At 33.8% G+C, this 21,428-nt stretch carries 24 protein-coding genes; 12 read left to right on the top strand and 12 right to left on the bottom strand.

All coding sequences use genetic code 11. The features are described 5' to 3' along the window. The first annotated feature begins 4 nt into the window (after positions 1 to 4). Together BUB95_RS03445 and BUB95_RS03440 are read left to right on the top strand one after the other, a co-directional pair. A complete protein-coding gene (locus tag BUB95_RS03445; RefSeq protein ID WP_073083091.1) occupies positions 5 to 739 on the top strand; it encodes a LytR/AlgR family response regulator transcription factor in 735 nt (244 codons plus the stop codon). Positions 740 to 750: 11 nt separating this feature from the next. Beyond that, a complete protein-coding gene (locus BUB95_RS03440; protein WP_073083088.1) occupies positions 751 to 1,266 on the top strand; it encodes a gamma carbonic anhydrase family protein in 516 nt (171 codons plus the stop codon). A gap of 80 nt (positions 1,267 to 1,346) precedes the next feature. Here BUB95_RS03440 and murI read toward each other — a convergent pair whose 3' ends face one another. From murI to BUB95_RS03400, 8 genes are all read right to left on the bottom strand, one after another. Further along, positions 1,347 to 2,126: a glutamate racemase gene (murI, locus tag BUB95_RS03435; protein WP_073083085.1), complete on the bottom strand. Its 780-nt coding sequence runs from the start codon at positions 2,124 to 2,126 to the stop codon at positions 1,347 to 1,349. Between the two features lie 65 nt (positions 2,127 to 2,191). Beyond that, a complete protein-coding gene (locus BUB95_RS03430; protein ID WP_159432631.1) occupies positions 2,192 to 2,695 on the bottom strand; it encodes an OmpH/Skp family outer membrane protein in 504 nt (167 codons plus the stop codon). Positions 2,696 to 2,742: 47 nt separating this feature from the next. Beyond that, entirely contained in the window at positions 2,743 to 3,840 is a 1,098-nt protein-coding gene (locus BUB95_RS03425) for an OmpH/Skp family outer membrane protein (protein WP_073085061.1), read from the bottom strand. 152 nt (positions 3,841 to 3,992) lie between these two features. Further along, complete coding sequence (gene bamA, locus BUB95_RS03420; protein ID WP_073083076.1) at positions 3,993 to 6,566, bottom strand: outer membrane protein assembly factor BamA; 2,574 nt, start codon at positions 6,564 to 6,566, stop codon at positions 3,993 to 3,995. Next, positions 6,538 to 7,278: an isoprenyl transferase gene (locus BUB95_RS03415; RefSeq protein ID WP_073083073.1), complete on the bottom strand. Its 741-nt coding sequence runs from the start codon at positions 7,276 to 7,278 to the stop codon at positions 6,538 to 6,540. Before BUB95_RS03415 ends, bamA begins: the two co-directional genes overlap by 29 nt. Position 7,279: 1 nt before the next feature. Further along, on the bottom strand, positions 7,280 to 7,969 hold the full coding sequence (porG, locus tag BUB95_RS03410; RefSeq protein WP_073083069.1) for a type IX secretion system protein PorG: 690 nt from the start codon (positions 7,967 to 7,969) through the stop codon (positions 7,280 to 7,282). 98 nt (positions 7,970 to 8,067) lie between these two features. Then, the gene (locus BUB95_RS03405; RefSeq protein ID WP_073083066.1) at positions 8,068 to 8,946 is read right to left on the bottom strand and encodes an NAD kinase; all 879 of its coding nucleotides are present in this window, start codon (positions 8,944 to 8,946) and stop codon (positions 8,068 to 8,070) included. A gap of 3 nt (positions 8,947 to 8,949) precedes the next feature. Next, on the bottom strand, positions 8,950 to 9,606 hold the full coding sequence (locus BUB95_RS03400; protein WP_073083063.1) for a CBS domain-containing protein: 657 nt from the start codon (positions 9,604 to 9,606) through the stop codon (positions 8,950 to 8,952). Positions 9,607 to 9,697: 91 nt separating this feature from the next. Between BUB95_RS03400 and BUB95_RS03395 the strand changes: the two genes are divergently transcribed. The 8 genes from BUB95_RS03395 to clpX all read left to right on the top strand — a co-directional run bounded on the left by BUB95_RS03395 (position 9,698) and on the right by clpX (position 16,557). Continuing rightward, the gene (locus BUB95_RS03395) at positions 9,698 to 10,411 is read left to right on the top strand and encodes a pyridoxine 5'-phosphate synthase (protein WP_073083060.1); all 714 of its coding nucleotides are present in this window, start codon (positions 9,698 to 9,700) and stop codon (positions 10,409 to 10,411) included. Continuing rightward, the gene (locus BUB95_RS03390; protein ID WP_073083057.1) at positions 10,408 to 11,175 is read left to right on the top strand and encodes an alpha/beta fold hydrolase; all 768 of its coding nucleotides are present in this window, start codon (positions 10,408 to 10,410) and stop codon (positions 11,173 to 11,175) included. The genes BUB95_RS03395 and BUB95_RS03390 overlap by 4 nt, the downstream gene beginning before the upstream one ends. Before the next feature lie 3 nt (positions 11,176 to 11,178). Continuing rightward, positions 11,179 to 12,039, top strand: a complete 861-nt coding sequence (locus BUB95_RS03385; protein ID WP_083573302.1) for a class I SAM-dependent methyltransferase — start codon at positions 11,179 to 11,181, stop codon at positions 12,037 to 12,039. 30 nt (positions 12,040 to 12,069) lie between these two features. Continuing rightward, positions 12,070 to 12,420 carry a phage holin family protein gene (locus BUB95_RS03380; protein ID WP_073083053.1) on the top strand — a complete coding sequence of 117 codons (351 nt, stop codon included), beginning with the start codon at positions 12,070 to 12,072 and terminating at the stop codon, positions 12,418 to 12,420. Positions 12,421 to 12,459: 39 nt separating this feature from the next. Continuing rightward, the gene (locus tag BUB95_RS03375; RefSeq protein WP_073083050.1) at positions 12,460 to 13,104 is read left to right on the top strand and encodes a hypothetical protein; all 645 of its coding nucleotides are present in this window, start codon (positions 12,460 to 12,462) and stop codon (positions 13,102 to 13,104) included. Between the two features lie 82 nt (positions 13,105 to 13,186). Continuing rightward, a complete protein-coding gene (gene tig / locus BUB95_RS03370; protein WP_073083048.1) occupies positions 13,187 to 14,509 on the top strand; it encodes a trigger factor in 1,323 nt (440 codons plus the stop codon). 88 nt (positions 14,510 to 14,597) lie between these two features. Beyond that, complete coding sequence (locus BUB95_RS03365; protein ID WP_073083045.1) at positions 14,598 to 15,272, top strand: ATP-dependent Clp protease proteolytic subunit; 675 nt, start codon at positions 14,598 to 14,600, stop codon at positions 15,270 to 15,272. A gap of 52 nt (positions 15,273 to 15,324) precedes the next feature. Further along, on the top strand, positions 15,325 to 16,557 hold the full coding sequence (gene clpX, locus BUB95_RS03360; RefSeq protein WP_073083041.1) for an ATP-dependent Clp protease ATP-binding subunit ClpX: 1,233 nt from the start codon (positions 15,325 to 15,327) through the stop codon (positions 16,555 to 16,557). Positions 16,558 to 16,751: 194 nt separating this feature from the next. Here the strand turns inward: clpX and BUB95_RS03355 are convergent, their stop codons facing one another. Continuing rightward, positions 16,752 to 18,266 (bottom strand): GH3 auxin-responsive promoter family protein, encoded by a 1,515-nt coding sequence (locus BUB95_RS03355; RefSeq protein WP_073083028.1) that lies wholly within the window; start codon positions 18,264 to 18,266, stop codon positions 16,752 to 16,754. 85 nt (positions 18,267 to 18,351) lie between these two features. Between BUB95_RS03355 and BUB95_RS03350 the strand changes: the two genes are divergently transcribed. Then, positions 18,352 to 19,143, top strand: a complete 792-nt coding sequence (locus BUB95_RS03350) for a DUF2797 domain-containing protein (protein WP_073083025.1) — start codon at positions 18,352 to 18,354, stop codon at positions 19,141 to 19,143. Here BUB95_RS03350 and BUB95_RS03345 read toward each other — a convergent pair. Continuing rightward, positions 19,140 to 19,769, bottom strand: coding sequence for a LysE family transporter (locus tag BUB95_RS03345; RefSeq protein ID WP_073083021.1), 630 nt, complete (start codon positions 19,767 to 19,769; stop codon positions 19,140 to 19,142). The two genes, BUB95_RS03350 and BUB95_RS03345, sit on opposite strands and share 4 nt — an antisense overlap. A 101-nt stretch (positions 19,770 to 19,870) precedes the next feature. Between BUB95_RS03345 and BUB95_RS03340 the strand changes: the two genes are divergently transcribed. Next, positions 19,871 to 20,137, top strand: a complete 267-nt coding sequence (locus BUB95_RS03340) for a hypothetical protein (RefSeq protein ID WP_317048454.1) — start codon at positions 19,871 to 19,873, stop codon at positions 20,135 to 20,137. A 76-nt stretch (positions 20,138 to 20,213) separates the two neighbouring features. Here BUB95_RS03340 and rpsU read toward each other — a convergent pair whose 3' ends face one another. Both rpsU and BUB95_RS03330 read right to left on the bottom strand, forming a co-directional pair. Beyond that, the gene (rpsU, locus tag BUB95_RS03335; protein WP_073083018.1) at positions 20,214 to 20,408 is read right to left on the bottom strand and encodes a 30S ribosomal protein S21; all 195 of its coding nucleotides are present in this window, start codon (positions 20,406 to 20,408) and stop codon (positions 20,214 to 20,216) included. Between the two features lie 102 nt (positions 20,409 to 20,510). Then, entirely contained in the window at positions 20,511 to 21,374 is an 864-nt protein-coding gene (locus BUB95_RS03330) for a sigma-70 family RNA polymerase sigma factor (RefSeq protein ID WP_073083015.1), read from the bottom strand. Between the last annotated feature and the right edge of the window lie 54 nt (positions 21,375 to 21,428).

Here is a 21,428-nt window from a genome sequence, read left to right as displayed (position 1 = left end):
ATCAATGAAGTTAAACGCCATAATCGTCGAAGACGAAAAGACAAGTAGAGATATTCTAAAAAACTACTTAGCTAAGTACTGTCCTAACATTACCGTTTTGGGTGAAGCAGAGAACGTGAATGAAGCGTTAGTTCTAATTCGTAATAACAATTTAGACGTGGTATTTCTAGATGTAGAAATGCCCTACGGCAATGCTTTTGATTTGCTAGATAAAGTTGGTGATATAGATTTTCAAACCATATTTGTAACGGCATACAATCATTATGCTATAGATGCACTCAATGCACATGCAGCTTATTACTTAATGAAACCTATATCCATAGATGAGCTTATTAAAGCTGTTGATTATGTTACCGAAATACATGCAAAAGAAGACGCTCTGCAAGACCAAGTATTAGTAGCAAAGACCAATAGCGTAGAAGGTAAGATTACTATTCCTCAGCAGAACGGTTTTGAAGTTTTAGAAACAAATAATATTTTGTATTGCAAGGCCGACGATAACTATACAGAGATATACCTTAAAGACAATAAAAAAAAATTAGTGAGTAAGACCCTAAAATATATTGAAGAAGCTTTAGGAGAAGCAAATTTTGCTCGAGTGCATAAAAGCTATTTAGTTAATGTAGATGAGATTGTAAAGTATCTTAAGGGTAAAGGCGGGAGTATAGTCTTGAGTAACGGAAAAGAGATTATGGTATCAGCTTCTAAAAAAGCGGAATTACTATCTTATTTTAAATAATATATTATATCATGCCAATTATAAAATCAGTTAACGGTAAACATCCTGAAATCCCCGAAGATTGCTATGTTGCAGAAAATGCAACTATTGTAGGCGAAGTATCAATGGGTAAGCAGTGTAGCGTTTGGTTCAATACTGTTATACGAGGTGATGTGCATTTTATAAAAATGGGGAATAAAGTCAATGTACAAGATGGCGCTGTTATCCATGCCACATACCAAAAATCTCCAACAACTATAGGTAACAATGTATCAATTGGGCATAATGCCATTGTTCATGGTTGTACTATTAAAGACAATGTGCTTATTGGTATGGGAAGCATTGTTATGGACGATTGTATTATTGAAAGCAATAGTATCGTTGCTGCTGGTGCTGTGGTTACTAAAAATACCATAGTTGAATCTGGTAGTGTTTATGCTGGAGTCCCCGCAAAAAAGGTGAAAGTGGTTAGCCAAGAACTCGTGTCAGGAGAAATTGACAGAATAGCCAATAATTATGTGAAGTATTCCAGTTGGTTTAAGGAATAATTTCAAGTTTTTTTGAAATGCAAAAAGCGTGCTTGGATTATGGGGTTAGTATTAAAATATAAAGTTCAATTTCTTCTTTACTAAAAGTTAAGATATCTTACAGAAAATTGGTGGTTAATAATCGTATTTAGTACTTCTGTATTGCCATTTGTGAAAAAACATATTTCAGGCGGATTATTACCAATATTTAAGAGTTGTTTCTCTTTTAATATGGCTTGAGTCTGTCTTGCTACAGCAAGACCAGAATCTATGATTTTTACATGTTCAGGCAAAAGCTCTTTTAATTGTGGTATAAGATAAGGATAGTGGGTACAACCTAATACCAAATAATCGATATTGGCTTTTATCATTGGTGTGATAAATTCTTTTAAAAGTTCTCTTGTCTCATCAGAGTTTAGCTTGCCGGCTTCAATTAGAGGAACTAAACCTTCTCCAATACGCTCAATAATAGTAACGTCTTTGGCATACAAATCTGATGTTTTATGAAACAATGCACTACTTAGTGTACCTTTTGTAGCTAATATGCCAATAGATTTAGATATACTATTTAGAGAAGCTGGCTTTATAGCGGGTTCTATACCAATAAAAGGAATATCATAGTTTTTACGAAGGTAATTTATTGCATTTGTTGTTGCAGTATTACAAGCAACAACAATCAATTTACAGTCTTTGTTTATGAGTAATTCAGTGTTCTTAATACTGAGTTTTAATATCTCTTCTTCAGATTTATTACCGTAAGGTGCATTAGCACTATCAGCTAGGTATATAATGTCTTCATAAGGTAAAAGCTCATGAATTTCTTTAAAAATGGATGTGCCTCCAATACCAGAATCAAAAATACCAATGGGTCGATTACTCATAGTTACAAAAATAAAAAGCCGCTTTTAATAAGCGGCTTTTAAATTATATTTTATTAAAACAAAGATTAGTAACCTAATTCTTTTTTAACTTCAGCAGTAATGTCTTTACCGTTTGCTACAACTAATGCAGCTCTGTCTAGCACATACTCATAACCTAAAGTGTTAGCTACTTTATTAATAGCTTCCATTACTTTCTTCTGACTAGGAGCCATTTTTTCAAACTGCGCTTTTTCTCTATTGTATTGAGATGTCTGTTGGAATTCAGCAATACTATTACGCATTTTTTCAACTTCTTTTATACGTTCGTCGTTCTTTTGGTCTGTTTGTGTAGGAGCTTCTTTTTGGTATCTAGCTGCAGTTTCTTCTAAGGTTTTTACCATATCGTTAAACTGCTTCTCGTCAGTAGCTCTCATGCTTTCACCAATCTTCTTTGCTTGTTCCTGAGCAGCTAAATACTCCGGAAAAGTTTTTAGGATTTCCTGTGTGTTAACATGTGCAACTTTAGCTTGTGCATTTGCCATACTTATACCACCAACAAAAAGTGTTATTGCTAATAGTAATGTTTTCAATCTTCTCATTTTTAATTTATTGTTTACGTGTTTTTACTTATTGTATATTAATTATCTTCCTTTTCTTTCGCTTTTGCTTTACGAATAGAATCGTTTTTTCTCAATTGTTTTAAGCGCTCTTCTCTAGCTTTTTTACGTTCTTCTAATATTTTCTTTTTACGTTCTTCTAACGCTTTTTTTCTAGCTTCTCTTTCTTTTAAAGCTTTTTGTCTTTTTTCTTCTTGAAGCTCTTTTGGCGTTTTTGTTTTTGTTGAGTCAGACTTTACAGCAGCTTTACCTTTTTCTAGTGTCGATGAAGCCATTTTACTAGCCGTGGTATCAGACGTTTTCTCAGCTTCAGCTTTATCTGGATTTGCTCTCTTTTCTCTCGCTTCAGCAGCTTTTTTACGTCTTGCTTCTGCTTCTTTCTTTTTAGCTTCTCTCGCTTCTTTTTGTTTTTGACGTCTTTCTTCTAATGCCTTCTCGCGGTCTAAACGCTTTTGTTCTAATTCTGCTGTACGTTGCGCTTTACGTTCTTCTAATGCTTTTGCTCTTTCATCTTTAGTACTATTAACCTCTGGGATAGCTTCTTCTTTTTCGAGAGCTTTGCGCTCTTTCTTAGTTTTTGCTTGTTCTCTAGAGGATGCTCTAGTGATTATTCTTAATACTTGCTCACTAATATCAAAACGTTCTGCCGAGTATAGCATTAAAAAATCCGCATTCTTATCAAATACAAAATCGTATTTTTTGTTTTCAGCAATTTCTTTTACTGCTGCCCAAATTTGGTCTTGAACGGGCTGCATTAACTGTGTACGTTGAATTACCATATCACCACGTGGACCAAAACGCTTTTGCTGATAATCTAGAATCTCAGCTTCTTCAAAAGAAATGTCTTCTAATCGCTCTTCATAAAGTTCTTTTGTTAGAAGTACTTTCTCGTTCTCTAAAGCTTTTTTCTTTGTTTCTATATCTGCAAGTTTCTTTTCAATTTCAGATTTCCATTTGGTAAGCTTAGACTCTAATTGCGCATTCGCTTCTTGATAATCTGGAACATTCTCAAGAATGTACTCTGTATCTATATATCCAATTCTTGCACCTCGTACCGTTTGAGCATTAAGGCTCATAAAACCAACGATAGCCAATATGTAAAGAACTTTAAATTTCATGGGTTTATATTTTAATTTATTCAATTCCGTCGTTTTGTGTACTTCCATAGTTAAATAATGGTAGTAATACTTCAAATAAACGAAATATATTCTTAAAAATTTTAACACCAGTATGAAATGTTATTAAGCAGTTAGAAAATATCGTGCCAAACTTAAAATTGTTGTCCAATAATAAAGTGAGTTTCCCACCCATTTTTCTGAGACAGACCAGGAAGTGGGTCGAAACCATGACCAAAATCAATACCTAATAATCCAAAGGCTGGCATAAAAATCCTTACACCAACTCCTGCAGAACGTTGTAAGTCAAATGGGTTAAAATCTCTAAAGCTATTGACCGAAGCACCACCTTCTAAGAACGATAACGCATATATTTTAGCACCTTGTCCTAAGGTTATAGGATATCTTAGCTCTAATGAAAATTTATTATAGATAGATCCACCATCTTGTGAAGATAAAGATTGGTTTGGGTAACCTCTTAACTGAATAACTTCTCTACCGTCAAGGGCAAAGTTACCAAGTCCATCTCCACCAAGGAAGAAACGCTCAAAAGGAATAACACCTCTATCGTTATTATACGCTCCTAAGAAACCAAACTCTACACTTGGTCTTAACACAAGTTTTTTTGCAACTTCTGCGTACCAGTCTGCCTTAAATTTAACCTTGTAAAACTCTAACCACTTAAAGCGTTCTTGGTCAATTTGTCCAATACGATCAATGTCTGCAACAGGATCTAAACCGTCACGTTCTTCTTTTAAAGCTTTATAATCAACACCATTGAATAGGGAGTATGGTAGAGACAACTTAGCAGAAACAGCGAAATTAGAACCACCAGTTGGATAGATAGGATCGTTGTAAGTATTGTTACGAGTCAATCCTATTGTATAAGATAAGTTGTTTGACGAACCATCACCAAATGTAAATAACCCAGTATTATAGTTTTGTAAATCGTAATGTTGGTAACTCAATGCTTGAGAAAATAAGAAATAGTCATCAGGCTCTTTTAATCTTGTAGAAATACCAAATGTTATCCCTGTAATATTAAATCGTCTACTTCTATCTGCTCGTCTTGTTTGAGGGTCGAACAAGAATTGTCTAGAGTGAGATATTGAAGTGGACAATTGAAATGGTTTTCTACCATTTAACCAAGGCTCACTAAATGAAAAGCTGTAGGTTTGGAAAAACTGACTTGCTTGAAGTCTAAGCGCTAAACTCTGTCCATCACCTCTTGGTACTGGTTTGTAAGCTTCGCCATTAAGAATGTTTCTTAAAGAGAAATTATTGAAAGATAATCCTAAAGTACCAATAAAGCCACCACCGCCGTAGCCACCTTGTAATTCTATTTGGCTAGAACCTTGTTCTTCAACAGTATATTCAATATCTAGAGTACCATCTACTGGATTAGGATTTTTAATGTCTGGAACAATAGCTTGCGCATTAAAGAAACCTAATTGACCAAGTTCTCTAATCGTACGAATAATATTTGCTCTACTGTATAATTCTCCTGGACGCGTACGAATTTCTCTGTAGATAACATGATCGTTTGTAATGTCGTTTCCTTTTACAGTTACGCTATTGAAGTATGCCGGCTTACCTTCAGTTATTCTTATTTCTAAATCAATAACGTTTCCATCTGCACTTACTTCTACAGGATTGATAGTAGAAAACATGTATCCAGTGTTCTGATATATGTTTGTAATATCTATACCATCTGGTTTTTCTTCGTCAGCAATACGTTTTTTTAATTCTACACCATTGTATGTATCACCTTCTTCAATACGAAGTATTTGAGATAAAAACTCATCAGTATATACAGTATTTCCAACGAAATCTATTTTTCCAAAAGTGTACTTTTCACCTTCTTCTACATCAATAACTAAGCTGATTGTTTTATCGTCATTGTAAATTATAGAATCTCTCAAAACTCGAGCATCTCTATAGCCATTCTCTTTGTATTTGTCTACTAAACTTACCAAGTCTTCCTTGTAATCTTCCTCAACATATTTAGAACGTTTCAACAAACGAATTGGGTTTTTCTTCTTGGTATTTTTCATGGCTTTCCTCAACTTTCCATCAGAAAGTTTGTCATTGCCATTAAACGTAATTGACTTAATCTTTACTTTATTACCCTTATTAATGTTTACAAGCATATTTACTCTTGTCTTCTCAATAGAGTCATTTGTAACTTCAGAAGTTACTACATTAACTTTAGCATTAAGAAATCCCTTTTTCTTGTATTTATTTGTAAGGTAGTTTCTGGTTGTAGTAATTAGATTCTCTGTAACCTTGACTCTAGGTTTTAGGTTATTTTCGTCAATGATTTCTTCTTTCTTACCTTTTTTTACACCTTCAATTCTAACTTCGTTTAATTCTGGTAAATCAGATAAATTAATTTCTATATCAACTTTGTTGTCTTCAGTAATATTTATGAAGTAAATCTTAACATCATTAAATAAATTAGAATTCCAAAGTTTCTTAACAGCTTCTGCAATCTTATCTCCTCCAATAGAAACTTCTTGCCCTTTCTTAAGTCTAGAATACGTGATTATTGTACTTGCATTAAAAGCCGTGTTTCCTGTAACCGTAATTTCGTTAATGGTGTACTTATCGCCACCCTGAGCGAAGGTGTTGTGAGGGATGGCAACTAAAATAAATAATAATAAAGCGTAAAATTTCTTCAATGCTTTTGAGTTTATGCTTTTAAGTAAGCTGTTCGCTTGTTTTTCCAAATCTTCGTTCTCTATTTTGATATTCTCTTATGGCTTCGACAAGATGTTCTTTCTTAAAATCTGGCCAAAAAATATCTGTAAAATATAATTCTGCGTACGCAATTTGCCATAACAAAAAATTGCTAATTCGTTGTTCTCCACTAGTGCGAATTAGCAAATCTACATCTGGCAAATTTTGCGTGTAAAGATGCTTATTAATAATTGATTCGTCAATAGTTTCAGCTGAAATTATATTATTTTTAACTTTAAGTGATAATTCTTTAACAACATTAACAAGTTCTTCACGAGAACCGTAGCTTAAAGCCAAAGTTAATGTCATTCTTTCATTATTTTTTGTTTTTTCTTTAACATATTGCAGCTCATTAAAGGCCTTTTCAGGTAAATCTTTTAGGCATCCAATGGCTGTTAGCTTTATTTCGTTGTCTTGAAGTGTTTTTATCTCCTTTTTTAAGGACTTTACCAAGAGTTTCATCAAAGTTTGTACTTCAAGTTTTGGTCTATTCCAGTTTTCTGTAGAAAATGCATAAAGCGTTAAATGCTTAATCCCAATTTCTGCACAAGCTTCTACTGTTTCTCTAACAGATTTAGTGCCGCTTTCATGTCCTAGAACCCTAATAAGACCTTTTTGTTTAGCCCAACGACCGTTACCATCCATGATTATAGCAATATGGTTTGGAAGTTTGTTGGTATCTAATTGGTCTCTCAGGCTCATTTTAAAAGTCACAATAACAGGGCTTTTGCCCAAAAGTGTAAGTTAATGTAAATCCAGAAAACACATACCAATCATTACTATTTGTATTTCCGAAACTAAACTGTTCTCTAAAGTCTGCATCTGGCACACTGCCATCTAACTCGTCTGAGAAGGTGTATCTAGCACCAATTTCGGCACCTAAAATAAAATGAGGACTGATAGATACTTTATAGCCCAAAGTCATGGGAATACCGTAAGCCCAGCTATTTGTATTTTCTGAAGTGAGTCTACCATTATTATCAAAGAAAAAATTCTCGTGCCTGGCTACAGATATTCCGGTGTATAAATATGGAGTGCCTTTTAGTGATACATCATGAAGGTTAAAATCGAAAAACGTGAACTCCATACCTAGAGATGCTTCAAAAAGTCCGTTTCTAAAGCCATAATTTCGTTGTCTACGTCTTGGGTCATCAGATTTACTATCTACCGCTTCTAAATTTGTAAAAATAATTGAAGCTCTGTATGCATGTCTAGGGCTTCTATTCCATTTTACGATACCACCAAAAGCTACTTGATTTGGAGAGATATAGTTTGTAGAACCAACATCGCCAATGAAATTACTTCCACCGGCAAAAATACCAAACTCATAGATTTGAGCGTGTGATGTTTGACTAACTAGAAGAGCTAATAAAAATACCAGTAAATACCTCATAAATTTTTAAAAGTTTGCAAATATAACAATTAAGATTACTCTATAACAATTTGATATAAATTGTCTTACAGAAAACAGTATTTACGCTGAATTATTGCCTAGTTACGTCTATCTTCCCCCCAAAGCATTTTTTTTCTCAAGGTATCTAAAAAGCTTTCACTGTTTAGTTCTACCATTTTTATTTTAAAATCAGCTTTTTTGATTCTCACAGTAGCTGTATTAGGTAGTGTAATGATTCTAGAATCTAAAGACAGTAAAAATTGATTTTCCCTTCCACTTACTTTTAATTTTACATCAGTTTTATCGGTAATGACTAATGGTCTAGCATTGAGGTTGTGAGGAGCAATTGGGGTTAATACAAAACTGCTAGCTTCAGGTGAGATAACGGGTCCACCACAGCTCAGAGAATATCCTGTAGAACCTGTTGGTGTAGCAAGGATAAGGCCATCTGCCCAATATGAGGTTAGATATTCGTCGTCTAAATGAGTTTCTACAGTAATCATCGAAGTCGTATTTTTACGACTAATAGTAATTTCGTTGAGTGCGAAATTGGTGGTCTTTACATCTTTGTTTTCTGGGTCTATGTCTACTGAAAGTAAAGAGCGTTCAGATATTTTATAGTCACCTTTAAGAATTTCTGCGAGAGCGTCTTTAATTTCGTTAGTTTGAATAGTTGCTAAAAAACCAAGACGTCCTGTATTAATCCCAACAATATTTATATCTAAATCTTTAACATAAGTTATAGCTCTTAGTATGGTACCATCACCGCCAATACTGATTAATAAATCGTAAGAATTGTCTAGCGATGTGAAAATACCAAACGACCAATCGTTGTGTAAGACTTCTTTCTGAAGTTTTAAAAATTGTGCTTCAACATAAATCTCAACTTCATGTGCTTTTAGCTCATCAAGAAGGGTTTCAAAAGCTACTTGATTGTTTTCGTTTGCATAATTCTGACCATAGATGGCAACTTTCATAATCTACATATTTAAGTACCTGTCGAGATATTTTGAGCGGTCTTTTAAACTTTTTAGGTAACTGTCGTCTTCATGTCCTGCGATAATGTTGTAGCTGTAGCGTCTAAATGTTTGGGTGACATCGTTAAGGCTAGTATTGCCAATCTTTAGAGTGATTTGAGCTAAATCATTTTCAATTTTAGAAATAAAAGCGCCAAGTAATTTCGCATTATTAGACTCAACAATCTGGCTAATTTCGCTAAACGAGTAATCCTGAATTCCTTTTTCAACAATTAATATGCCTCCTGGCTCCGAGAAAAATGGTGTTTCGTTAAACAGATGAATAATATCATTAAGCTCATAGTAGCCTAAGTATTTGTTTTCAGGACTTAGGACAGGCATAATATTGCTATTGTTTTGGGCAAAAGCCTCAAGGACATCAAGCCAGTTTGTCGTTGTACGAACAAAAAATCCTTCAGCAGTATAACTACAGTCAGCGATTAATTTTTTAGCTTCAAAACAATGAGCATCTGTTTCTGGGATGCAACCTAGATAAATACCATCTTTTTCAATGGGTATATGAGAATACGTCAATTGATTAAAAAGCAACTGTAAATCACCAATCGAATCGTTAATATTCAAAGGTTTTATGTCGTTAATAATGTAATCTTGTAACTGCATAAATCAATTCTCTAAGATTGTGCAAATTAATTAAAAATAACCAGTATTTGCGTGTTCTACTTTGTATTTTTGTCTTTAAAATCAGTAAGAAATGACAAAACTCAGTGTTAATATCAATAAAATTGCAACGCTAAGAAATAGTAGAGGCGGTGATGTGCCAAACGTGGTTAAGTTTGCTGAGGACGTTCAGCGTTTTGGAGCCGAGGGCGTAACTATTCACCCGCGTCCTGACGAACGCCATATTCGTTATCAAGATGCTAGAGATTTGGTAAACGTGGTGCATACCGAATATAATATTGAAGGCAATCCTATCCCAAAATTCATAGATTTAGTATTAGAAACCAAGCCAACACAAGTCACTTTGGTACCAGATAGCATTGATGCCATAACCTCAAATGCTGGTTGGGACACAATTAAGCACAAAGATTTTTTGGTTGAAGTTATTTCGGAATTTAAACGAAATAAGATAAGAACTTCAATATTTGTTGACCCTAACCTTAAACAAATTGAAGGTGCAAAAGAAACAGGAACGGACCGCATAGAATTATATACTGAAGCTTTTGCACACCAATACGCTTTGGGTAATGAAGATGCTATAAAGCCATACGCTGACTGTGCCAAACTTTCTAATCAATTAGGTTTAGGTGTTAATGCAGGGCACGATTTATCTCTAGATAACATTAAGTTTTTTAAAGAAAATATTGAAGGTCTTTTAGAGGTGTCAATTGGCCACGCCCTAATTTCAGAAAGTTTGTATCTAGGTATCGAGAATGTTATACAAATGTATTTACACCGATTATCATGATTTTACACAGCAATATCTTTGGAGAAGGAAACCCTTTTGTCATTCTTCATGGCTTTTTAGGCATGGGAGATAATTGGAAAACTCTGGCGCGTCAGTTTTCTGAACTGGGTTATGAAATGCACTTGGTCGACCAACGCAATCACGGACGCAGTTTTCATTCAAATGAGTTTGATTACGATATCATGGCGGAAGACTTAAAAGCCTATTGTGAAGAACATAATTTGAAAGAGCTAATACTTTTGGGACACTCTATGGGAGGTAAAACAGCAATGACTTTTGCTACTAAATTTCCAGATTTAGTTAAAAAACTGATTGTAGCAGATATTTCACCAAGATACTATCCTGTGCATCATGATGCCATTCTAGAAGGCTTATCTCAATTAGATTTTTCAGAAATCAAGTCTCGAGGTCAAGCGGATAAATCATTAGCTAATTACGTCAGCGAAGCTGGGACAAGAATGTTTCTTCTTAAAAATTTATATTGGGTAGAAAAAGGACAGTTAGGCTTACGAATAAATCTCCCCGTTTTGAAGGATAATGTGTCTGAAGTGGGAGAAGCACTTTCATCTCATGCTACCTTCACAAAACCAACACTGTTTCTCCGTGGCGATAAATCTGAATATATTGGGCCAACTGATGAAGGAATCATTCATCGACATTTTACAGATGCTAAGATAGAGACAGTCTCTAATGCAGGACATTGGTTACATGCAGAAAATCCTAACGAATTCTATGCAAAAGTTGTAGATTTTATAACCGAATAATAAATGACAAAACCTCAATTTTTAAGAGATTTCTGGTATGGTTTGTCATCAAATCAACGTTTTTTTATTCGTAAACTTTACTATTTGCCTTCTGATCTAAGAGACCGAATTTTAGGGAGAACGCATAAATACGTACCGTCTCGTGGCGATATTTATACAGGCTCGCCAGCAAATGCAAAATATTATATTAAGCAAGGTGAGTTGCATTTACAACACTTAAAAATTTATATTGATTTACAACCTAATGATTCTGTTTTAGATATTGGTAGTGGCGTTGGGCGTTCGGCGATAGCACTTTCATCATATCTCAATCAAGAAGGTTCTTATGATGGTTTTGATGTTGTTAAACAGGGTGTAGATTGGTGTAACAAAGGTTTAGGAAAAGATTTTCCAAACTTTAATTTTAAATATGTTCCTTTGTTTAATGACTTATATAATACATCAACTTTAAAGGCCTCAGAGTTTCAGTTTCCATACGAGGATGCCTCTTTTAATAAGGTTTTTTCTGTATCGTTGTTTACGCACATGCAGATAGACGAAATTCAGCATTATTTTCATCAAATTTATCGCGTATTAAAATCTGGAGGTCTATGTTTTTCTACGTTTTTTCTTTATGATGAAACAGATGAAGCACATATTTCAGCACAAAAAGATTTTAATTTTCCACATAAAAAAGAAGGCTACCGTTTAATGAATACTAATGTTACTTCGGGTAATATAGCCATTCATAAAACCAAGCTCGCCAACATGATTTCTAATGCTAATTTAGAGCTAGTCACTATAGTTGATGGTTTTTGGCGAGGTCAAAATGAAGCGGAAGACAGAAACGAATATCAGGATATAGTTGTTTTTAAAAAACCGTAACTTTAGAAAGCTATTTTAAAACTTAATATTATGAATTTAATTTTGCGTTTGCTAATCAATGCCTTCGCCGTTTTTGTTTTAGCACATTTTTTAAGTGGAGTATCAGTGAATGGTTACGTCGGTGCCATAATTGTTGCGGTTGTGCTATCGGTTTTAAATCTTTTAGTAAAGCCCGTTTTAATCATTTTAACTTTACCAATCACCATTCTTACATTAGGTTTGTTTTTGTTAGTTATTAATGCCCTTATCATTTTATTAGCAGATAAGCTCATTGATGGGTTTGCTGTAAATAGTATATGGACAGCAATACTTTTTAGTATTCTACTTTCTATCCTACAGTCTATACTTCAATCTGTATTTAAAGAAGAGAAAAAAACTTGAGTTTTGATGAAACTAGTTTTAGTAATAATACTGTTGTCTATGAGATGTTTATCCTTTTCTCAAGAAAAGGAATATGAGTATCCAAATTTTATAAATAGAAGTTTAAAACAAGTTCTCTCGAATTCTGATTGGATAGTAATTGATAAGTCTTTGGGAGATTTAAATGCTGATAAAATGGAGGATATAGCTTTAATATTAGAGTCTAAAAACGAAGTTTTAGAAAGGAGATGCTCAAGCTGTAAGATTAAAAAGAACAAAGCTCGTATAATAGTAGTTTTTCTTAAGAGTGGTGATTCTTACAAGGTTGTAATACAAAACAATACTTTTATTGCACGTCATGATGAAGGTGGGATGACTCTTCACTTGTCGCCCATTATAAATATCCAAAATGATTTGCTAACTGTCTTTTACCATTATACAAGAGATTTTCAATCTTACACTTTCCAGTTTACTAATAATATGATGAGTATTTTTTCTGCTGAAAGTATGAGTGTAAATGCTTCAACAGGGAATTTTGTACATGATAAATACGATTTTAAAAAATTGCAACTTATTACTGAAGAAGGAAATATTTCTAATGAAGAAAGTAAAGTTGATGTTTTGAAGTTAAATGTAAAACCAAAATTGCTGTCAGAATTTAAAACTATGTATGATTGGAAAGTCTTAGAAAATAAGTACCTATAGTTCAATAAAATCTATGAAGAATCATGTTGTTGGGTTGCAAAAAAATATGTACTTTTGCAGCCCAATTTTAGTTTGTATTATAATGAACATTACAAGAGAAAACATAGATGCGTTAAACGCAGTTGTTAAAGTAGATATCGCTAAAGAAGATTACAGCGATAAAGTAGAAAAAATCTTATCAGATTACCGTAAATCTGCAAACATTCCTGGCTTTAGAAAAGGTCACGTGCCAATGGGAATGGTAAAAAAGCAATATGGTAAAGCTGTTTTAGTAGATGAGGTTAACAAATTATTACAAGATGCTCTTGGTAAGTATTTGGTTGAAGAAAAGCTTGATGTTTTAGGTAATCCATTACCAAAAGCTCAAGATGATTTAGATTGGGATGCAGACGCATTTTCTTTTGAGTTCGAGCTAGGTTTAGCACCAGAATTTGATGTAAAGCTAAAAGGTAAAAAAGCCATTACACATTACAATATAGTTGCTGATGATAAAATGATTGACAATCAAGTTGAGCATATTCGTAAGCAATATGGTAAAATTGTCTCTCAAAACGAAGTAACAGAAAATTCAGAGGTAACAGGTAAGTTTACTAACGAAGAGACAGGTATAGAGAATGTAGCCACATTTGAACTTAGCAAAATTAAAGGTAAAGCAAACCTTAAGAAGTTTGTAGGTGCTAAAGTTGGTGACGTTATTACAGTTAAGACTAAAAATTTATTCGAAGATGCTCACGATTTAATGACATACTTAAAAATATCTCATGATGACGCTCATGATTTGAATGTAGAGGTTACTTTTGAAGTTTCTGAAATCAATGAGCGTGAGTTAGCAGACTTAGACCAAGAATTATTCGATAAGTTATTTGGTAAAGACGTTGTTAAGACTGTAACTGAGCTTAAAGCAAAAATTAAAGAAGACTCAGAAAAGCAATTTGCTCAGCAAGGTGACCAAAAATTATTAAACGATGTTACTGAATATTTAGTAGACAGTACAAAGTTTGATTTACCGGCAGAATTTCTTCAAAAGTGGATGCAAACAGCAGGTGAAAATCCGATGACAGAAGAGCAAGCCAAAGAAGAATACGAGAAGTCTGAAAAAAGCATGCGCTACCAGTTAATTGAAGGGAAATTGATTACTGAGAATAACCTTCAAGTTCAGTTTGAAGATTTAAAAGCCTACGCTATTCAAATGATTAAAGGACAGATGGCACAGTTTGGCCAAATGAATCCAACAGAAAAAGAGCTTGAAGACATCGCAGCACGTATCTTATCTAACCAAGATGAGGTTAAGCGTTTATCAGAGCAATTAATGAGTCAAAAGCTTTTAGAACTTTACAAAGCTGAAGCGAATCTTAAAGTAAAAGAGATAACTTATGATGATTTTGTAAAAGAATTTTACAGTTAATCATTTAGTAATATAAATTGTATCTTTAAGGCGTAAAATCAAACGATTTTGCGCCTTATTAGTTTTAACAATAAATTGAATTTAAAATATGGATTTCGGAAAAGAATTTGAAAAATTTGCAACCAAAGATCAAGGAATAAATAGTAATTACTATAGTAAGATTATTCAGAGCATGTATCCTACTAATCTAACGCCAAATATTATTGAGGAGCGCCAGATGAATATAGCCATCTTCGATGTATTCTCGCGTCTTATGATGGATCGTATTATCTTTTTAGGTACTGGGGTAAACGACCAAGTGGCTAATATTATTCAAGCCCAATTACTATTTTTACAAAGTGTTGATGCTTCAAAAGATATCCAAATTTATATCAATTCTCCAGGAGGTTCAGTGTACGCTGGTTTAGGTATTTATGATACTATGCAATTTGTAAAACCAGATGTAGCTACAATTTGTACAGGTATAGCAGCATCTATGGCAGCAGTATTATTATGTGCAGGTGAAAAAGGAAAACGTTCTGCATTAAAGCACTCAAGAGTGATGATACACCAACCAATGAGTGGTACTCAAGGACAAGTTTCTGATATGGAAATTGCAGTTCGTGAAACTATAAAAGTAAAAGAGGAATTATATAATATCATTTCAAATCACTCTGGTAAGCCTTATGAGCAGGTAGAAAAAGACTCTGATCGTGATTACTGGATGAAATCTGATGAAGCATTAGCTTACGGAATGATTGATGAAGTTTTAGGCGGAAAGTAAATCTGTATTAACACGACTAAAACACCCTGATTAAAATTTAGACAAGAGTTATATGGCAAAGGAAGAATTAGAATGTTCGTTTTGTGGTAGGAAAAAGCCAGAAACCAATTTGCTTATTGCGGGATTAGACGCGCACATATGTGATCGTTGCATCACCCAAGCAAATGGTATTGTAATTGAAGAATCTAAACAAGGTGATAATGCTGAGCTTAGTGCGGAATTAATGCTGAAAAAGCCAAAAGAGATTAAGGCTTTTTTAGATGAATACATAATAGGTCAGGAGCATACCAAGCGTGTAATGTCTGTTGCGGTTTACAACCACTATAAGCGTTTGTTACAACCGCCAAGCGATGATGATATCGAAATACAGAAAAGTAACATCATCATGGTTGGGCAAACTGGTACTGGAAAAACGTTGATGGCAAAAACAGTTGCCAGAATGCTTAATGTACCTTTAGCTATCGTGGATGCAACGGTTTTAACAGAGGCAGGTTATGTAGGAGAGGATGTAGAAAGTATTTTAACGCGTCTTCTTCAAGCCGCAGATTACAATTTAGAGAAAGCCGAACGCGGTATTGTTTTTATTGATGAGATAGATAAAATCGCACGTAAAAGTGATAACCCTTCTATAACGAGAGACGTTTCTGGAGAAGGTGTTCAGCAAGCCTTATTAAAGTTATTAGAAGGAACAGTTGTTAACGTGCCACCAAAAGGAGGGCGTAAGCATCCAGACCAAAAATTTATAGAAGTAAATACTGAACATATCTTATTTATAGCAGGAGGTGCTTTTGATGGTATTGAGCGTGTGATTACAAAGCGTTTGAATATGCAAGCTATTGGTTATAGCTCTATTAACTCTGATGATAATGTAGATAACGATAATATTCTTCAATACATTATTCCAAAAGATTTAAAAGATTTTGGATTAATCCCTGAGATTATTGGACGTTTACCGGTGTTGACACATATGGATCCATTAGACGCTAAGACGTTACGTGCTATTTTAACTGAGCCGAAAAATGCCATCGTTAAACAATACAAAAAGCTATTTGAAATGGATGATGTAAACTTAAGCATTACGGATGGTGCTTTAGAGTTTATCGTAGATAAAGCTATTGAGTATAAGCTTGGAGCCAGAGGATTACGTTCGCTTTGCGAAGAAATTCTAACAGATGCTATGTTTCATCTACCCGGTTCTGATGAAACCAAGCTTAATGTTACAAAAGCTTATGCTGAAGAAAAACTAACAAAATCAACATTAAAGAAGCTAAAAGCTGTTTCTTAAGATTGAATCTTATAAAAAGAAAACCCAGGCTAAACGTCTGGGTTTTTTATTTTTTGGATTAATTAATATCAATATAAGCGGTCGATATAGGCAATGAAAATAGCTTTATAGAATCACTGCTCAAATCTTTTTCGCTAAGTTGTATTTTTATTCGTTATAAAAATCTGATAGATAGAATTTAACGATAAATCGCCCTAATCATTAAGGCTTAATAATTCATCTAAATAATCTCTTGTATTAGAAAGTCTCGGTACTTTGTGCTGCCCACCTAATTTATCATTCTGCTTAAGCCAATCATAAAATAAGTTAGGTCGAGCTTGATGAATGGTAGGTTTATTTAAAGTCATATTGTTATAACGCTTTGCTTCATAATCAGAGTTTAAAGCTTTAAGTGCGTTATCAAATAATTCAGAAAAGTAGTTGAAATTATTAGGAGGTGTTTTAAATTCTATCAACCATTCATGAGCACCTTTTTCTTTTCCTTTCATAAAAATTGGAGCAGCGGTATAGTCTACAATTTCAGCACCAGTGCGCTTGCAAACTTTTTTTAGTGCATCTTCAGCATTTTCAATAATCAATTCTTCACCAAAAGCATTAATGTGGTGTTTTGTTCGTCCAGATACTTTTATCCTATAAGGATTGAGGCTAACAAACCTCACGGTATCTCCAATTTTATAACGCCATAACCCAGCGTTGGTTGTTATAACTACAGCATAATTTTTGTTTAATTCTACTTTACTTAGCGGAATTGCCTTTTGTTCTGAAGTGCCATAAGCATCCATTGGAATAAATTCATAGAAAATTCCATAGTCTAGCATGAGTAATAAGTCTCCAGAATAATTTTGGTCTTGAATAGCAAAAAAGCCTTCCGATGCATTGTAGATTTCGTAATACTTAAATGATTTTTTAGGCAATATAGAACGGTATTGTTCAATGTATGGGTTAAAGCTCACACCGCCGTGAAAATAGACTTCAAGATTTGGCCAAATATCAAAAAGACTCTCTTTTCCAGTGTTGTCTAAGATGTTATTCAGTAAAACCAACATCCAAGACGGTACACCCGCAAGACTGGTCACATTTTCGTCAATAGTTTCCTCAACAATGGCTTGCATTTTAGTTTCCCACTCACTCATTAAAGACACTTTGCTACTTGGAGTGCTACTAAACTCGGCCCAAAAAGGCATGTTATCAATGAGTATGGCAGATAAGTCGCCAAAAACCGTTCCGTTTTCTTTGTAGAGTTCTTTACTGCCTCCTAATCTTAGACTTTTGCCTGTAAACAATTGCGAACCTTCATTATTGTTTAGGTACATGCAAAGTAAATCCTTTCCTGCCGCGTAGTGGCATTCCTCTAGAGATTCTGTACTTACAGGAATAAATTTGCTCTTTGCATTAGTCGTGCCACTAGATTTGGCAAACCATTTTATAGGGCTTGGCCAAAAGATATTATGCTCGCCCTGTCGAGCGCGTTCTATCTGTGGTTGTACAGCTTCATAATTAACAATAGGTAGTCTTTCATTAAATTCTTCATAAGACTTTATAGACCCAAAATCGTATTGTTTTCCAACTTCTGTATCCTTAGCAAATTTTAATAAGCTAAAAAGTAATTCATTTTGTACTTCGTGAGGGTATTTAAGGAATAATTCAATTTGATGAAATCGCTTTTTTAGAAACCACGAAGCAATAGAATTGACTATAGGAATTGGCATGGAATAGTTATCTTTAGCCGATAATCGGCATTAGGCAAAAATAGTTAGTTGTTTATTGGTGTCCTAAAAGTAATAAAATTTCAGAATGATATATACAGGAGTACTCACTAAAATGCAAACTGAGTTTAAAGACCCAATTCAGTATTATTTAGTTTTTAAAAACGACTTTATCCATGTGAACCAGCTACTTGATAAAAATATACAGATGAAGTTTGTTGGTGAGGAATGTCTTAACTGCCATCTGAACAAAGAAATTTACCGTCAAGGATTTTGTAAAAGCTGCTTTTTTGATACACCAAATGCTGGTGATTGGATTATGCGACCTGAATTAAGTACAGCGCATTTAGGAAAAGAGGACCGTGATTTGAAGTACGAAAAAAAAGTACAACTGCAACCCCATATTGTGTATTTAGCCAACTCTAGTAATGTAAAAGTAGGTGTAACACGTAAAGTACAAGTACCAACACGTTGGATTGACCAAGGCGCCCATGAAGCTATTGAGATTGTTGAAGTCCCTAACCGTTACCTGGCAGGAATTACAGAAGTTGCATTAAAAGATTATGTTGCAGACAAAACCAACTGGCGGAAAATGCTAAAGAATGATGTTGAAGACGAAAATCTAAAAGAATGGCGAGAGCGACTTAAGGCTTATATTCCATCTGAAGCAAAAGATTATTTTATTGCGCATAATGAAGAAACACATCTTAAGTTTCCTGTACATCAATATCCCGAAAAGCCAAAGAGCTTGAACCTAAAAAAAGAGGGAAGTTATTCCGGTAAGTTGGTTGGCGTAAAGGGGCAGTATCTTATTTTTGAAGACAATACAGTATTCAATATTCGTGCTAACGAAGGTTTGGTTGTAGAAATAGGAATTTAGATAAAATAGATTTTTACAAACTGAAAGATACCTACGGTAAACAATAATGAGCCTGTAACTTTATTGATTAAAAGGTTAACATTCTTAAAACGTTGTTGCATAAAAATACTGAACCGACCATAGATATAAAGTGTAAAAACTTTACCTATATAAACACCTAGGAAAAATAAAATAAGAACTGTAGCAGAAGAGGTTGTAGATAACATAACAACATTGCTGTTAATAATCCCATACACCAAAAGCCAATAGACAAGTACAGGAGGATTTAGTAACCCTAATAAAAATCCAGTAGCATATTTTGATTTAAAAAGAGATTGTTTGTTTATAGTCTTTGATTTTGTTTGTTGTTTTTTAAAAAACAGCAAACTTCCAATGCCCAACAATAATAGTGCTATTAAGACTTGTAACCATTGATTACTTGAAAAGAAATCTTTAACGAGCATATTGTAGTTTAAAGCATAAAAAGATAGTACGACTTCTGCAACACCAGCAGTAATTGCTATTTTCATAGCTTGTTGTAGGTTTTGCTTAATTGTGGTATTAATCACAACAATATTTGAAGCGCCCAGCGGTAATGCACCAACCACTGACGTGACTATTCCTATTAAAACATATATAAGTATCATAGGGCATTTGTAGAGTAATGTTTATAAACCTTACAAGGATGTTATAAATGCGTTAAAGAATTTTTGTTTAACTTTTTTTAAATTAAATTAGACAAAAAGTTATGATGAAGAAAATTTCTCCAATGGTTTATGTCTTTGTAACTACACTTTTATTAGTTACAATAACGATTATGTGTGCTATGGATTTTCCGTTTAATTGGGTGTTTTATTTAACGGTGTTAGGGCAAATCTTAGTCGTAGTTATGGTATACAAAGTACTAACAGATGATTACAAAACTGACAAGACCTTTGAGCATTTTTATGAAGATAGACCTATACAACCTGTAGAGGTAAAAGCACAAAATGAAGAAGAAAAATTAAGGTTGTGAGTAAGTTGTATTAGACAACTTTAGACACAAAAAAAGCGACTAATCTAGTCGCTTTTTTTAATTTATATTTAAAAACTTATATGTTTTCAGCATCTCTTAAGCCTTGAATATACTCAGCTTTTTGGATTTCTCTTCTACGTTTTACAGAAGGCTTTGTAAAATAACGAGACTCTCTTAAGTTTTGCATAATCTGTACATTTCTGTGCTTACGCTTATATCTTTTAAGAGCTCTTTCAATGTTTTCGCCTTCTTTGATTTCTATTTTAATCATATCGTGTTTTATATTGTCTATTTTACTAAAGAGTGTGCAAAGATAACACAACTTTTTAAACTAGCTTTAAAAATGTGCTTTTTTTTCCTCAAAATGAGCGTTCTACCCTAAATAAGTTCTCAAAACTTTATTTCTACTTGTCTGCCTTAGACGACGAATTCCTTTTTCTCTAATTTGTCTTATGCGTTCTCTGGTTAAATCAAAGGCTTGCCCAATTTCTTCTAATGTCATAGGATGTTTCTCTCCAATACCATAGCACATTTTTATAACTTGACTTTCTTTTTGAGGAAGTGTATTTAGTGCCCGTTCTATCTCCGTATTTAGAGATTCGGCCATTAAACTTTTATCGGGTTTAGGAGAATCTTTTTGAGATACAACATCGTAAAGGCTAAAATCTTCATCAGCTTTTAGTGGCGCATCCATTGACAGGTGTCTTCCAGAATTCTTCATAGAGGATTTTACTTCTCTAATACTCATATCTAGTTCTCGAGCAATCTCTTCGGCATTCGGTGGTCGCTGATTTACTTGCTCTAGATAGGCATGAGCTTTTCTAATCTTATTAATAGTACCTATTTTGTTTAAGGGTAGTCTAACAATTCTTGACTGTTCTGCTAACGCTTGAAGTATAGATTGCCTTATCCACCAAACGGCGTAAGAGATAAACTTAAATCCTCTAGTTTCATCAAAGCGTTTAGCCGCTTTTACAAGACCCGCATTACCTTCATTAATTAAATCTGGAAGTTTCAATCCCTGATTTTGATATTGCTTAGCTACTGATACAACAAATCTGAGATTAGATTTTGTTAACTTATCTAGGGCAATCTGACTACCTTTTTTAATTTGTTGTGCAAGTTCAACTTCTTCTTCCGCGGTTATTAGAGGTATTTTACTAATGTCTTGTAAATATTTGTCTAATGATTTTTCTTCTCTGTTGGTTACTTGTTTAGTAATCTTTAATTGCCTCATACGATGTTTTTAGAATTATTACATCTAATAACATACTACAATAATCGACAATTC

This window comes from Winogradskyella jejuensis (assembly GCF_900129745.1).
Taxonomy (GTDB): Bacteria; Bacteroidota; Bacteroidia; order Flavobacteriales; family Flavobacteriaceae; genus Winogradskyella; species Winogradskyella jejuensis.
The sequence above is the reverse complement of the archived record's forward strand: the minus strand, read 5'-3'. Positions and strand labels throughout refer to the sequence as shown.